At 42.3% G+C, this 14511-nt stretch carries 11 protein-coding genes and 1 pseudogene; 9 read left to right on the forward strand and 3 right to left on the reverse strand.

Translation table 11 applies throughout. The features are described 5' to 3' along the window. Positions 1 to 23 precede the first annotated feature (23 nt). Positions 24 to 176, reverse strand: coding sequence for a hypothetical protein (locus WJM94_RS07095; RefSeq protein ID WP_444493547.1), 153 nt, complete (start codon positions 174 to 176; stop codon positions 24 to 26). 265 nt (positions 177 to 441) lie between these two features. Between WJM94_RS07095 and speG the strand changes: the two genes are divergently transcribed. From speG to WJM94_RS07115, 4 genes are all read left to right on the forward strand, one after another. After that, positions 442 to 981 carry a spermidine N1-acetyltransferase gene (gene speG, locus WJM94_RS07100; RefSeq protein ID WP_444493548.1) on the forward strand — a complete coding sequence of 180 codons (540 nt, stop codon included), beginning with the start codon at positions 442 to 444 and terminating at the stop codon, positions 979 to 981. A gap of 615 nt (positions 982 to 1596) precedes the next feature. Continuing rightward, positions 1597 to 2022, forward strand: a complete 426-nt coding sequence (locus WJM94_RS07105) for a universal stress protein (protein WP_444493549.1) — start codon at positions 1597 to 1599, stop codon at positions 2020 to 2022. Between the two features lie 276 nt (positions 2023 to 2298). Then, positions 2299 to 2916 carry an NAD(P)H-dependent oxidoreductase gene (locus tag WJM94_RS07110; RefSeq protein ID WP_444493550.1) on the forward strand — a complete coding sequence of 206 codons (618 nt, stop codon included), beginning with the start codon at positions 2299 to 2301 and terminating at the stop codon, positions 2914 to 2916. Continuing rightward, entirely contained in the window at positions 2913 to 4871 is a 1959-nt protein-coding gene (locus WJM94_RS07115) for a monovalent cation:proton antiporter-2 (CPA2) family protein (protein ID WP_444493551.1), read from the forward strand. Before WJM94_RS07110 ends, WJM94_RS07115 begins: the two co-directional genes overlap by 4 nt. A 91-nt stretch (positions 4872 to 4962) precedes the next feature. Here the strand turns inward: WJM94_RS07115 and WJM94_RS07120 are convergent, their stop codons facing one another. Then, positions 4963 to 5256, reverse strand: coding sequence for a hypothetical protein (locus WJM94_RS07120; protein ID WP_444493552.1), 294 nt, complete (start codon positions 5254 to 5256; stop codon positions 4963 to 4965). Positions 5257 to 5427: 171 nt separating this feature from the next. Here WJM94_RS07120 and WJM94_RS07125 point away from each other — a divergent pair. From WJM94_RS07125 to WJM94_RS07135, 3 genes and pseudogenes are all read left to right on the forward strand, one after another. Further along, positions 5428 to 5597 (forward strand): annotated as a pseudogene (locus tag WJM94_RS07125) (transcriptional regulator); the annotation flags it as partial. Between the two features lie 282 nt (positions 5598 to 5879). Then, the gene (locus tag WJM94_RS07130) at positions 5880 to 8330 is read left to right on the forward strand and encodes a glycoside hydrolase family 3 C-terminal domain-containing protein (RefSeq protein ID WP_444493553.1); all 2451 of its coding nucleotides are present in this window, start codon (positions 5880 to 5882) and stop codon (positions 8328 to 8330) included. 215 nt (positions 8331 to 8545) lie between these two features. After that, positions 8546 to 9601: a helix-turn-helix domain-containing protein gene (locus WJM94_RS07135; RefSeq protein WP_444493554.1), complete on the forward strand. Its 1056-nt coding sequence runs from the start codon at positions 8546 to 8548 to the stop codon at positions 9599 to 9601. Between the two features lie 211 nt (positions 9602 to 9812). On the opposite strand, the gene WJM94_RS07140 is transcribed toward WJM94_RS07135, so the two are convergent. Then, a complete protein-coding gene (locus tag WJM94_RS07140) occupies positions 9813 to 11165 on the reverse strand; it encodes an alpha-amylase family protein (protein WP_444493555.1) in 1353 nt (450 codons plus the stop codon). Between the two features lie 822 nt (positions 11166 to 11987). Here WJM94_RS07140 and solA point away from each other — a divergent pair. Together solA and WJM94_RS07150 are read left to right on the forward strand one after the other, a co-directional pair. Continuing rightward, positions 11988 to 13112 carry an N-methyl-L-tryptophan oxidase gene (solA, locus tag WJM94_RS07145; protein ID WP_444493556.1) on the forward strand — a complete coding sequence of 375 codons (1125 nt, stop codon included), beginning with the start codon at positions 11988 to 11990 and terminating at the stop codon, positions 13110 to 13112. 252 nt (positions 13113 to 13364) lie between these two features. Then, positions 13365 to 14495, forward strand: a complete 1131-nt coding sequence (locus WJM94_RS07150; RefSeq protein WP_444493557.1) for a 5-methyltetrahydropteroyltriglutamate--homocysteine S-methyltransferase — start codon at positions 13365 to 13367, stop codon at positions 14493 to 14495. The last annotated feature ends 16 nt before the right edge of the window (positions 14496 to 14511 follow it).

Below are 14511 nucleotides of genomic sequence, written 5' to 3' on the forward strand. Positions count from 1 at the left end.
TCTAGAAAAGTAAGCAGATTCATTTATGCTTTCTTAAGATCTTTAGAAGGGTATGTCAGCGTTTTTTCGCCAGCTTTTACGTGAGTGTAAAAACCGCCACCGCTCAGACCTGTTACAACCATTTTGCCCAGGTCGATACCCTTACTCGCTACTACTACATCACCGATTGAAAACATATTAAATACCTTTTTATATGCATTAGACGCTATGTCGTACAGAGTATTTAAGATGAAATTTGTGTACTTTCCTAATCGACTTTTTTATCGTTAGGATTACGTTTTACATTAAGGTTTACAATACGTTAAAGCGTATTCTTCATATTTTGACAGATTGATACCGGTAACCAATATTTAAAAAAATAAGCGTGTAATTTCCCCGAGATAAGTTAAGATTTTCTAACTTAAGTAGCGTTATAGTCGTTACTGTCAATGGAGACATATCATGAAGAAAGGCCTTAAAATGCGCGCGTTGGAACGCTCCGATTTGCGTTTTATCCACGAGCTGAACAACAACCGTAATATCATGGCCTACTGGTTTGAAGAGCCTTACGAGTCTTATGATGAACTCGAGGAGCTTTACCGCAAGCACATTCACGATGATGCGGAACGACGCTTTGTAGTCGAAGATGAAGATGGGATTGTAATAGGGTTAGTCGAACTCATCGAAATCAACTACATTCACCGTAGTGCAGAATTTCAGATCATTATTGCTCCAGAGCACCAAGGTCTCGGTTACGCGACAGATATGATTCACCGAGCGTTAGACTATTCATTCTCTATTCTAAATCTGCGTAAAATTTACTTGTTGGTGGCAGTAGAAAACCAGGTGGCAATTCACTTATACAAAAAAAGTGGATTTATCGAAGAAGGCCATTTAGTAGAAGAGTACTTTATTAACGGTGGTTATCGAGACGTTAAACGCATGTATATCTTGAAACACGAATACCAAAAGTCTATGGAAGATAAGAGCGCAATCCATTAATTTCTATGCCTTCTAACAACCATAAAAAACGCAGCTTTATTGCTGCGTTTTTTATCACTCAAATTGGTATTACTAGGATAGAAATACACGTTTGTCTGCAGCATCCAAACATGTATTGTTATTCATAATAAATGTCATTGCATTAAACCCGTGGCACTTGTTATCCAAGAAACTCAAACCAAGCCAGTTTGATATATTTACGTCATCATGTAGTGACTTACGTAATATGGAACCTGATACCGCAACGCACTAATTGCAAACATAATTGAGAGAGAAACAGGAGATGAGCCCTCACCAGTCTGTTTTGACGGTTAGCAAAATAGGAACATGGTTAGAGCATAATTTTCCTCGCCGTTCGACAAAATTTACGATGACCTTGTTCTTAGTCTTTAGCTAGTTTTAACCAGCGTGAAAGTCCTTCCAAATATCCAACGGCTAAAGAAGCGAAACTTGCAATTAATCTACTAAACACTCAATAAGATTATAAATGCAGCAACTTGTTACTTTTATTGATGTTTATTTAATCCTTTGAACGATTTCGAGATCTTATCGACACAAATTTTTCACAACCCATACTATGCTTAGTGTGAATATAATCCACTTAAGGGCGTGGTTATGAAATACAAACATATCCTTGTCGCACTAGAACTTTCTGATGAGAGCACTGTGCTGATCGACAGAGCTGTAGAAATGGCAAACTACCTCGACTCCGACATTTCATTCATTCATGTAGATGGTACACATGGTGAGATCTATCGTGAGCTCGTTGATATAAAAGAAAACCCAGATCAAAGACCACTGAATGAGCACTCTATGGAGTGTTTAAAAACATTCAGTGACTACATGGATTACCCACTAAAACATTTCTTTGTAGGCACTGGTGACTTGGCTGACAAGTTAGAAAAAACCATAAAAGAGCAAGAGGTCGATCTGCTGATCTGTGGTCACCATCAGGACTTGTGGAGTAAACTTATCTCCTACTCAAGACACTTGATCAATAAGTCCCCGGTGGACATTCTGGTTGTACCAATTCACGACTAGATTAAAAATAATCAAGCACTGATATGCTCCAGTCATAAACGAAAGCCAGTAGGTAGTCACTACTGGCTTTTTTAGTTTGGCGTCAACAATCCTATTGAGATAAACCTTAATACGACTTTCAGTTTCTGTTCAGGCTTTAACCTCACTTGGCTAAGCTCCTAAACTAGCTAGGTTTCACTTTATGAGTTAAATTTTGTACCTGTAATCAAGGTTCCTGTTTCCTATACTAAACAGGTTCTTATCCCTGTTACGGATAAGCAGCTAGCAAGGACTCCCATGATAAATAAAAAAGTATTGATTCTCTTTGCTCATCCTTCTCAACATAGGTCAGAAGTGAATGTGCCGTTATTCAAAGAAGCTCAAAAAATAAAAGGCGTGACCTGCGTTGATCTTTACGGCGAATACCCTCGCTTCGATATCAATATCGATCGAGAACAACAGCGCTTGCGTGACCACGATGTGGTGATATTTCAATTTCCACTCTACTGGTACTCAACACCCTCCATTCTGAAAGAGTGGCAAGATCTGGTTCTGGAATATGGATTTGCTTACGGCACTGATGGCACTGAATTACAAGGTAAAACCATGCTTTGCGTACTTTCGGCTGGCGGTAAAGAAGAAGCCTATAAAGCAGAAGGTTATAACCACTTTACTATTCGTGAACTTCTCGCACCCATTGAGCAAATGTCCGCTCTGACAGGCATGAACTACATTGCCCCGCTTGCAATGTTCGGAGCACGTACCGCTGAAGAACAAGGGCGCATACCTCGACATGTTGAGCGTTATAGAAAGCTGTTAACCGCACTGGTGGAGGATAGATTAGACATCGATGCTGCCGCTTCACTGATTAAATTAAACAGCTCTCTGCCAGACATCATTAAGGAAGCGTCATGACAGGAATATTTTTGCAGGCCTTTGTATATCTTTTTGCGGCAGTGATTGCCGTGCCTTTAGCCAAGCGGTTTGGCCTTGGCTCAGTACTGGGATATCTCATTGCCGGCGTAGTCATCGGTCCAATTATCGGTTTGGTTGGAGAGGAAACAACGACCATCCAGCACTTTGCTGAATTTGGCGTAGTCATGATGCTATTTCTGGTCGGCTTGGAGCTGGAGCCTAAAATGCTTTGGGCAATGCGTAACCGGTTAATGGGGTTAGGTGGTCTTCAGGTCGTCGGTACCGCTACTGCGATAATGGGCATTGCATTGTACTTCGCTCAGCCATGGACAATAGCACTGGCGATAGGTTTGATTTTTGCCCTGTCATCAACAGCAATCGTACTCCAAACCTTTAGCGAGAAAGGACTAACACGAAGTGAGGGCGGTAAAAACGCCTTTTCTGTGCTTCTTTTTCAAGATATCGCCGTTATACCAATGTTGGCTTTCATTCCGCTTCTCGCATTGCCAGAATTAGTGGAACAAGCGCAACAAGCCGCGCAAACTGCCGCGCAGCATCACGAAGATCTGAGTCTTGTTGCCAATTTACCAGGATGGGCCTACGGGCTGGTGATCACTGCTTCCATCGCTCTTGTTGTTGTGGGCGGACATTATCTGAGTCATCCTCTGTTGAGCTATGTTGCCAGCTCAGGTCTGCGCGAAATTTTTACCGCTACCGCCCTGATGTTAGTGATCGGTATCGCTGCATTGATGAGCTTAGTGGGACTTTCTCCTGCCCTTGGGACCTTTCTGGCCGGGGTTGTATTAGCCAACAGTGAATTCCGCCACGAGTTAGAATCTAACATTGAACCATTTAAAGGATTGTTATTGGGCTTATTCTTTATCACTGTTGGTGCAGGAATAAACTTTTCTGTTTTATTTGATGAGTTCTGGCTGATTCTGATTCTTACCCTTGGTGTGATGGCGTTAAAAGCACTTGTGCTATTTATCCTCGCTCTGGTCTTTCGCGTTCAAGGCAGTAACCGCTGGTTGTTCACGCTAAGCCTGGCTCAAGCAGGTGAGTTCGGTTTTGTATTACTCAGTTTCTCAGTACAAAACCACGTCATTCCGTATGAGCTATCCCAAACACTTTCTCTGGTTGTCGCTATCTCCATGTTCCTCACCCCGGGGCTATTTATAATGTTCGACAAGGTCATTTTGCCGCGTTTTGAGAACCAATCAAATATACGTGAAAGTGACACTATTGAAGAAAAAGGCACCGTAATCATCGCGGGTATCGGGCGTTTTGGACAGATCGTTAATCGTCTTTTAGTCTCCAACGGCGTAAGCACCGTTGTTTTGGACTACCAGGCTGACCAAGTCGATAACTTACGCCAGATTGGCACTCGGGCATACTTTGGTGACGCAACGCGACCAGACATGCTGCATACCGCTGGCATTGAAGAGGCTACCGCATTTGTTGTCGCTATCGACAACCGAGAGGCGAGCGTGGAGTTAGTCAAATACGTCAAACATACTTATCCCAAAGTCAAAGTTCTCGCCCGTGCCTTCGACCGAGGTCATGGTTACCTGTTACGACAAGCCGGCGCGGACGTCATCGAGTCTGAAACCTACCACTCTGCACTTGAGATGGGCGGACACACAATGAAAGTGCTTGGCATTCATCCATTCTTTGTTGAACAGCAAAAAGCGACTTACAAACGAGTTGAGGAACGTAAATCAGAAATACTTTACAAAGCATGGGAAGACGACTCAGAAGGCAAGCGTTTTGATAACAACTACCGTCTTCTTTTTATTCAGTTAGAAGAAAAAATGGCGGAAGAGATGCGTAAAGATCGCCACGATAAACTGTCCCGTTCAGAGCGAGGGTGGACCCCTCCGCCTAAAGATTATGCTGAAACCTTCGAAGGTGAAAACGTCCATGAACTCCATTTACCAAAAGAAGAAACTCATTAAGCATTAATGATTATCATAAAAAAACCTCCCCGATGCAGGGAGGTTTTAAATATTAGCATACACCACTAAACGCTTAATCGGTAAAGCAAAGTCACATAAGATCATTCATCAAAATCTCATACTCTTCACTCGCTTCCTCAACTAAATGCGAAAGCTCAATCGCATCTGACGCCGCAAGTTTGAGTTGCCAATTATCTGCACTATCTTTGCCGCAAATACTAGTCTCTCTCCCACGACATTCAAAGGACAAATCGTCAAACGCTGTCGAGTGACACTCATGAAGCTCGACGATCTCGACATTTAATTTACCGACAGGGTTTACTTCGATATGAGCGTGTAAATCCGGGTGTCTGGATAAACAATAGTCTCGATGAACTGCAATCATAGCCGCCTCCTCCTTGGTCTGCCGATTCAATAATAATTGTAGATGCTCAGGTTCGGTTGTGGGATAAATAATGGTTAAGATTGATCTGCCTCATCGTATTCTTTGAATTTTATTGTAAACACAAAAATAGGCACAAAACTCGCCAGAGTTAACCTACAAAGAACCTGAAACGTTGGCATTCCTGCATCAACACTGTCCCATTACATATCCAGTTTAGCGTCAGCAAGCTTTATCAGACAGGGCCGAGAAAGCAGAGTGATTTACTGTGTCGCGGAATATGAGTGTCTGGATTCCGTCATAGACTTTTACGTGCAGAGTGTTGTGTCAATGAGTGCCAATAGCCTTCAGGCATTTACACACTTTCCCATCCCTTCTCCTTACACTTAACTACCAATTAAAGATAACGAGTAACGCATAATAATGGGTGCTCTCATCTAACAATTACATTGATTGATGAATAGATATCACATTTATCAATACTTCTCCAAAATGCAAAATATTTCCCCGAAATGCAAAGTGTCCTGCCGCTTAAATCTTTAAAGTCGTTTATCAGAACAATCGTACATCCGAGTTCTCACTAGGTTCATTAGGTAAGAAACCTCGAATAACAACAAGGAAACCCTATGTCTGACTTTAAAACTCTACCAAAACTCGTCACCGTTGCTGTTGCTATGGCTTTAGCTGGCACCGCGACTGCAGCCAATGACAATCTACAAATCCAGGACAGTGGCGTTAAGTACGTCAAGAAAGCAGAATCGATGCTTAAAAAACTGAGCCTCAGTGAAAAACTGGATATCTTATCTGGTCCGGGTATGGACTTAACCACATATGAAGGCCAAGACGCTATCAACCTTGACCCTGAGAAAGATGTCAGTGGTGTTGCTGGCTATATTAACGGCGTAAAAAACGATAAGTTGGATATTCCAGCAGTGAAACTGGCCGATGGCCCTGCAGGTCTAAGGATCCAACCGGAACGTGATGGCGACAGCAACACCTATTACGCAACTGCGTGGCCAATCGGCTCTCTATTGGCATCAACGTGGGATACCGATCTAGTTCAAGAAGTGGGTAAAGCGGAAGGTAATGAAGTAAAAGAGTACGGCGTCGACTTCCTTTTGGCACCAGGTATGAACATTCAGCGTAACCCGCTTCTTGGTCGTAACTTCGAATATTACTCAGAAGACCCGGTTTTATCAGGTAAAATCGCAGCGGCAATGGTAAATGGTCTTCAATCCAATCAAGTTGGTGCCACAATCAAACACTTTGTGGCTAACAATGCGGAGACGAACCGCTTCTTCAATAACACTGTTGCCGATCCTAGAACATTACGTGAAATCTATCTGAGAGGTTTCCAGATTGCCGTGGAAGATGCGCAGCCATGGGCAATCATGAGCTCGTATAACCTGGTCAATGGTACGTACGCGAACCAACGTAAAGATCTGATGACTGATATCCTTCGAGGAGAATGGGGCTTTAAAGGATTGGCAATGTCAGACTGGTTTGCAGGTAACGTGTCAGGACTGAGAAGTGATTTCACTGGTCAAGTTGAGGGCGGAAGAGATGTAGAATCAGCCGCGAAGCAAGTTAAAGCCGGCAACAATCTGATTGAACCAGGCGGCGTAAAAGCGGATCTTCTAGATTCGTACAACAACGGAACACTTACACTAGAAGAGATTGATAATAGTGTCGTGGCAATTCTTGCTCAAATGCAGAAAACCCCTTCGTACAATAACTATAACTACTCTGATGCTCCGGATCTTGACGCACATGCAGCTTTGGCAAGACAAGCCGCTGCAGACGGTATGATTTTGCTTAAAAACAAAAATGGCGCACTTCCTCTGGCATCAGGAAGTAAAGTGGCATCATTTGGTACCACTCAAGTAAACACCCTTAAAGGGGGAACAGGTAGTGGTGATGTTAATGCCGCCTATATTGTCGATATTGCATCAGCACTGGCAGAAAAATTTGAGCTGAACCAAGATCTAACAAACTATTACAGCGAATACTTTGAAGCCAACAAGCAAACAACAGGATCACTACTAGGTGGTTATGAATTCTGTTTAGAGCCGACAGTCGATACGAGTCTACAAGCACGTGTTGATGCCGCTGCAGCAAGTGACGATGCCGCTGTCATCACTATTGGCCGTCAGGCTGGTGAAGGCGGTGACCGAACTGCAACTCAAGGTGATTACCTGCTAACAGATGAAGAAGTGGCAATTATTGATGCTGTTTCCGAGGCATTCCACAACGCTGGCAAAACGGTAACGGTTGTTCTCAATGTGAACGGCGTTGTTGATACCTCAGCATGGGCAGAACAAGTGGACTCTATCGTTCTTGCCTACATGGGTGGACAGGAAACCGGTAATGCAGTCGCTGATATACTGGCAGGTGACGTTAACCCTAGTGGTAAACTTGCGCAAACTATGCCTAAAGCATATGAAGACGTTCCATCAGCAGAAACGTTCCCAGGAAAGGATACCGATGAGGACGGTTTAGAAGATACATCGCTATATAACGAAGGTATCTACGTCGGCTACCGCTATTACTCTTCCTTCGACAAGGCTCCGGCATATCCATTTGGTTACGGCCTGTCATACACAAACTTCGAGTACAGCAAACCAACTATTGTCGCCAATACGTTGACGAAAGGTGGATCTGCAGGCTCTATTACCATCAGCGCCACAATTACCAATACCGGTAGTGTGGCTGGTAAAGAAGCCGCTCAGGTCTACGTGAACGCTCCTGAAGTGAAACTGGAAAAACCAACCATCGAACTTAAGGCATTTGATAAAACCGATCTGTTGAACGCAGGTCAGTCTGAGACACTGACTTTCAATATCCCAGCTCAGACCCTCGCCAGTTTTGATGCGGAAAACAATCAGTGGATCGTTGAACCGGGCGCTTACACCGTATATGTCGCACCGTCTTCAGATGTACTTGGTGAAATCACTGGTACCGAAGCACCATCAGTACAATTTACTGTGAGCAGCGAGATTGTTGTTAGTCAAACAACGCCGGATGCGCTTGCATTACAGGAAGGCGTCACAAAAGAAAGCCTTCTAACCATTAAATAGTAATTCACGCCTACCGAACAAAGCCCGAATTTATTTCGGGCTTTTGTTTTTTAATAACACACCGCTCCGTATGTCATTTGTTCCGCTCAATCACGATAGTCGGGAGTAAGAATATGATCTCTATTCCTATTTTTTCACGTAGTAAAATATATTTTTAGCAGTAGATCACTAATTCATTTCATCGTTGAGGTAAAAAATAAAAAAAGAGAGATACTATGCTAGTGATTGAATTTTGTTCATTTATAAAACAAATAAAAGGACGAATAATGAATGGCAGTGTCTCTAATCTATTAACATCTGCAATGTTACAGCAACTTTCAGCATTAGGTCGTAATAAAGATGAAATCATACAGAAATGTGGTATTAACAAATATGAGCTGAATAAAAAACATGGAAGGATTTCTTCCAGTTCACATTACGCTTTGCTAGAAGAATTCATGCCTTACCAGAAGCAGCTTTTTAACGACTCTGGCTTAGAGGGTATGTATTCTTTATTCCCAGACTTTTTTGGTTTATGCATCAATGAATTATCAGCAAAGTCCGCCATAAGTAGCTTTGTCCAGTATCGAGCTTTAATTGGAAGCTGTGACCAATGTGAAGTACAGATAGATAAAGATTCAATGAAGATAAAGTACACTGATACCGGACCCAATAAAATGGTTTCCAGTGCGTTGGCAAACTTCGTATTTCTTAAAGAAATTATCAGTCAGTACATTCCAAATGGAGAATATTCGGTTTCATTAACGCACTCCAATTTAGTGCCACATCATTTAGCTAATGAAAAACTCAATACGAAGTGTTTATTTGGGCAGAATGAAAATCACTTAATCGTAAAATCACCACATATTCATAAGGAAAATTCATTTTTTAACGAAAATTTATATAAACTTCAAAAAAGCAATTTAGTTAAAATTAGCAATGAATTCAATGATAATAAATTCTCATATATTGTTGAGGATATTGTGAGTGTTTTTGTCGTTGAAGAAGAGTATTGTTGCGACCAAAAAGCTCTAGATAAAGTATGTGAGAAGTTAAAAATGAGCCGTTGGACACTAAATAAAAAATTAGGCGCTGAAAACAAGTGCTTTACTAATATATTTAATAAAGTTCGGCTAGATAAAGCGATAAAACTTCTTACGGAAACCAACAAAAGCATGAATGAAATCAGTGAATTAACTAGATTTTCGTCACAATCTGTATTTTCAAGATTTTTCCGAACGCATACCAATATGTCTCCCAATCAATACCGGAAACAAGCACGACAGGTTTAGATAAAAATGCCTGCAGCCATACCCCGTATTAAGTAATCACGGTTACAGATAGGTGATATGAACCAAAAACTGGTATAGGTTACGGGAGCTTGTTTAACGCCGAATGAAAACATTAAACAAGCTCAGACAACATTATTGACCCCAATCGCTGTATTCAGATTCGGTATCAAACCACCTCTGTCAGTTTTGTTATTCTACCCGCAGAAGGTCTTCACTGTTCGGGTACAAGTAACATGGATGATTTTGCCGGCACTTTGAGTTCCACATTAGATGGAATTTTGGTGCCCGACACCATATCGATCCAGTCAATATCTGTAGCGAGGGACAAAGACTGCGGACGAGTCGATTTGTTGAGTATCACAATACCCTTATCACCACGCTGCAGAACCAACATGTCATCATTTCCTTCGATAATGCTCATCGGTTGTCCGTGCACGGCATTGTGAAACTTAATCATCGTAGCCATACGTGGGTCACTCCACGCGCCTTTCCACCTAGGCTTGCCGTCTCTTCCCTTAATACCGCTCGTATCGAGGTCGGTATATATCAAAGGAACGCCTCCATCACGACCCAATATATACGCGTAAGCCAGCCATTCGTCTTCTTCATCCATCACCAAATCGAGGAAAACGTCATTATTCGGAATGTCGTGAGTTATCACAAAGGTAATCGCCCGTCCCGGCGACAGTGCCTGACCGAAACAGTATGGATCGATTAGCGACTTGAAACTGCCGGTTTTCGAAAACGCTCTGAAGATGGTCGTAAACAGAGGGAAGTCATAGGCACATAAGAGAGTTTCCTGTAAATACGGCTCTAGGAACAGCTGATACTCTTCTTCTGTTGCACCGCCATCTGTAATAATCTCGCCGAAGATATGAACATCCCGGGTAATATCATCTGACCAAACGCGTTTAAGATGTTCAAGCGTCATATGCTTGGCCGCATCAATGCGGAATCCCTTAACACCGATAGCTTTCAATGCTTTCAGATACGCACGTTGCTGCTCCACAACATGATCACAGACTCTAAGCGTTGGCAAACCCGGATCGGTTGGTCCACCGTTAATACGGCCATTTTGAACCTGCCATTTATCTTTCCAGTTTTTTATTCCAAACGCCTCAGCAAAATGCTCTTCGGTGAAGAGTGGTTCAGTCAAATCACCAAATAACTTAATAGACTGATATTTAGCAGATTTTTGTTGGTATTCTTCTAACACTTCTTGTCTTGGATATTGAAGATCTTGACGAAGATGAGCTTCGTTCGCCATATGATTAAATACAACGTCTGCGTATACCAATACGCCAAAACGATCCAGTTCCTTAACCATATGGATAAAATCTTGAGTGTCACCGAGGGCATTGTCGATAACACGATAATCTTGAGGTTGATAACGCTGCCACCAGCGTTCATCGTCAGCACTTTTCATTGGTGGAGAGACCAGTACAGAACCATAACCTATCTCATGGATCTCTTTTGCACGTCGGGCAACGTCAGCATACTTCCAATCAAAAGCATGCAGAATTACATTCGCACCTGCTGATTGCATTTCATGTAAGCCACTCATGTTTATCTCCTACTCGTTTCCACTCACATGTTGCTGCGTGTTTTCTAATATCGATTCGTTGTGAGCGGATTCAATAGTAAAAATTATAAGCGCAATTGCTTAGACCCCCTCACCCTTTGTAGCTTTACTCAAGGATGAAGATCAAGGCGTACTTCCTCCTCCTTCACCATAAAAAAAGGATTACTGCTCAGTTTTTCTGGCACTCACTCATAGTAAAATTACTCTAAAAATACGTTAATAAACTGATATACATAAAAATATTCCGTTTACATATAAAAAATTCACGTACGCCCTTCTTAAGTGAATTTGTGCGAACAAGGCATTTTTCACGATTTAAATGACAAACATTTAACAAAAGAAAACTGGATGATGGATCACATTCGGGGAGAAAGAAAATTATTCTCAAACACGCTAAAACCAGAATAAGTCACGGATATGGTATAAAAATCAAATGCATTTGTTATATAAACGCTAACAAATACACCTTATATAGCCATGTATACTACTTGATTAATTTGAATGGTCTGAGAGCTTTTCTACTGAAGGGCAAAGGAAGGTCGCGCGTAAGCTATTGTGTTGCAGTCACAGACACATTAAGAGTTTCGCGATTTAACCTTTGCCGAAGTGAGCTTTCGTTTGATTGAAATAAGTAAAGTTGTCCATTTTGTTTACTGGAAATTTCTTAGTGCAGATTATTCGTTAACGATACTGGTATAAGAAGTCGAGTTCTATCACCATTGACATCAATGTTAATACCGTCTTTTCAACAAATTAAAATATGATACAGTCTCATCACAAATACAGAACGTTATCGGAGTATTAATGCAGTACGATGTGATTGTTGTCGGTGCAGGCTCGATGGGCATGTCCACTGGCTATTTCTTAGCTAAACAAGGGAAAAAGGTACTACTTCTTGATGCTTTTGACCCACCACACTCACACGCTAGTCATCATGGCGAAACTCGTATTATTCGACATGCCTACGGAGAAGGCGAAGAGTACGTACCGCTGGCATTAAGAGCGCAGGAATTATGGGGCGAGTTAGAACAACTATCCGGAAAATCGTTATTCCTGAAAACTGGCGTTCTGAATATTGGTGAAGAAAGTTCACCGTTTATCTCTATGCTCATCGCCAGCGCAAAAAAACACCAACTTCCACTTGAAATTTTGAGTGCAGATGAAGCTAACCAACGCTTTGAAGGGCTTGAACTACCACCTGAGTATATTGGTTGCTTCGAGTCAACGTCCGGCGTCTTAAGAGTTGAAGATTGTATTCAGGCATATCGTGATCTCGCCTTAGCGGAAGGTGCGACACTCTTAACCCACCACAAGGTTTCAGGCATAAGTCTCCTTGATGAAGGGGTTAGCGTGTCGGCCAACGGCAACACATTCCAAGCCAAAAAATTGGTAGTCTCCGTCGGCGCTTGGTCAAACGACCTGCTGGATATGCTAAAGCTAAAGCTCCCTATTAACCCTATCCGCAAAACGTTTGCATGGTATAACGCGCCAGAATCACTTTATGGCGAAGGTACGTTCCCTGCGTTTTCATTTGTGACCCCAGATGGCATCTACTACGGATTCCCGAGCATCGACGGCGCCGGATTAAAAATCGGTCGCCACGACTTAGGTGAAGATCAAGACCCAAATGCAGATATCAGCCCATTTGAAGCGTCTGCTGATGCAGCGGATCTTCAGCAAATACTTGATAAGCACATGCCTAAAGTCGAATCGCTGAAATTCGGTAAAACCTGTATGTACACCCGAACACCAGATGAAAACTTTATTATCGATAAGCATCCTCGTAATAACAATGTCGTGCTAGTTTCTGGATTTTCGGGACACGGTTTTAAATTTGCCAGCGTGATAGGCGAAGTCGTTGCCGATATGGCCCTGGATCAGCAAGCCAAGTTCAATCTATCTTTGTTCTCAGTTAACCGTTTTAACTAACCTTACCGAAACAGAAGTGGTATATGGTTGTCTATGGCAACCATATACCACTATCAATCTGTCCGCGCAGAAAGCAAAAATTAGCAAGTTTCAACAGGATACCGTCTCATCCCTTCTCAACCTCACACCGCCACAACTTGAAATAATTTCATATACAACATGATCAAACTGAGATTGAGCTAAGGTGCTGATAACGCGACTATGCAGACATCTAGACATGTTCATGTCTTGTTCGAATGTTGAGGTAATCAGATGTCAGTTCAAAACCATATCAACCCTATCGCTACACCGTTCTATGCCGATCAGGTCGGTAGCTTATTGCGCAGTGAAGCATTAAAAGCAGCTCGTTTACAAAAACAAAACAATGAAATCACTGCAGAACAGCTTATTGAAGTTCAAAGACAAGAGACTCGTAAACATGTCGATAAACAGAAACAAGCGGGCCTTAAAGCCATTACCGATGGTGAATATTCTCGCGCTTGGTGGCACTTTGACTTTTTAGAAGGATTGAATGGAATTGAGGGTTATACGCCAGAAACACCGCTTAACTTTAAAGGTACTAAACCGAAAACTCACAGCATCAGAGTTATCGATAAGATTAGCTTTTCTGATAATCACCCATTCCTTGCAGACTTTGAATTCCTGAATTCGTTACTGGATCCAAAAGAGCACATTGCCAAGCAAACGATCCCTAGTCCAAACATGCTGTTCCTACGCGCCAAAAACGCTGCGAGCTACTACAACGAGACGAATAACGAGCTCTTTATCAACGACTTAATTAACGCGTATCAAGACGCCATTCAGGCTTTTTACGATAAAGGATGCCGCTACCTTCAACTCGATGATACCGCATGGGCATCTTTCTTTTCCGAGGAAGGCGTTGCTGGTATTAAAGCGCTTGGATTTGAAACTGAAGAGTTGCTCGAGATTTTTGCAAAGCTGCTTAATGAATCCATCAAGCACAAGCCTGAAGATATGCTGATCACCATGCACATTTGTCGTGGCAACTTTCAGTCAACCTACTTTGGTTCTGGTGGCTATGACGCTGCAGCGGAAACCATTTTTGGCAAGCTAAATGTTGATGGTCTGTTCCTTGAGTTTGACGATGAACGCTCCGGTGGATTTGAACCGCTTAAGCATGTCACAAGAAAAGATTTGTTTATCGTACTGGGTCTGATTACATCAAAGTCTCCAGAACTTGAGCCTAGTGATTACATAAAATCACGCGTCGAGGAGGCGACTCAATTTATCCCTCTAGAACAACTACGCTTAAGCCCACAATGCGGCTTCGCTTCTACAGAGGAAGGCAATATCCTTTCAGAAGAAGACCAATGGAACAAACTAAAACACGTTGTAGAGATCGCTGAACAAGTGTGGAGCTAACTATCGTCAGTCTGGC

The sequence above is a fragment of the Vibrio sp. YIC-376 genome, from assembly GCF_052353105.1.
Taxonomy (GTDB): Bacteria; Pseudomonadota; Gammaproteobacteria; order Enterobacterales; family Vibrionaceae; genus Vibrio.

Bases quoted from the DNA above. Each gene is read 5' to 3' on its own strand.
- WJM94_RS07150 (WP_444493557.1), top strand. From the start codon at position 13,365: ATGTCAGTTCAAAACCATATCAACCCTATCGCTACACCGTTCTATGCC.
- WJM94_RS07135 (WP_444493554.1), top strand. From the start codon at position 8,546: ATGCTAGTGATTGAATTTTGTTCATTTATAAAACAAATAAAAGGACGA.
- WJM94_RS07105 (WP_444493549.1), top strand. From the start codon at position 1,597: ATGAAATACAAACATATCCTTGTCGCACTAGAACTTTCTGATGAGAGC.
- WJM94_RS07095 (WP_444493547.1), bottom strand. From the start codon at position 176: ATGTTTTCAATCGGTGATGTAGTAGTAGCGAGTAAGGGTATCGACCTG.
- WJM94_RS07130 (WP_444493553.1), top strand. From the start codon at position 5,880: ATGTCTGACTTTAAAACTCTACCAAAACTCGTCACCGTTGCTGTTGCT.
- WJM94_RS07110 (WP_444493550.1), top strand. From the start codon at position 2,299: ATGATAAATAAAAAAGTATTGATTCTCTTTGCTCATCCTTCTCAACAT.
- speG (WP_444493548.1), top strand. From the start codon at position 442: ATGAAGAAAGGCCTTAAAATGCGCGCGTTGGAACGCTCCGATTTGCGT.
- solA (WP_444493556.1), top strand. From the start codon at position 11,988: ATGCAGTACGATGTGATTGTTGTCGGTGCAGGCTCGATGGGCATGTCC.
- WJM94_RS07120 (WP_444493552.1), bottom strand. From the start codon at position 5,256: ATGATTGCAGTTCATCGAGACTATTGTTTATCCAGACACCCGGATTTA.
- WJM94_RS07115 (WP_444493551.1), top strand. From the start codon at position 2,913: ATGACAGGAATATTTTTGCAGGCCTTTGTATATCTTTTTGCGGCAGTG.
- WJM94_RS07140 (WP_444493555.1), bottom strand. From the start codon at position 11,165: ATGAGTGGCTTACATGAAATGCAATCAGCAGGTGCGAATGTAATTCTG.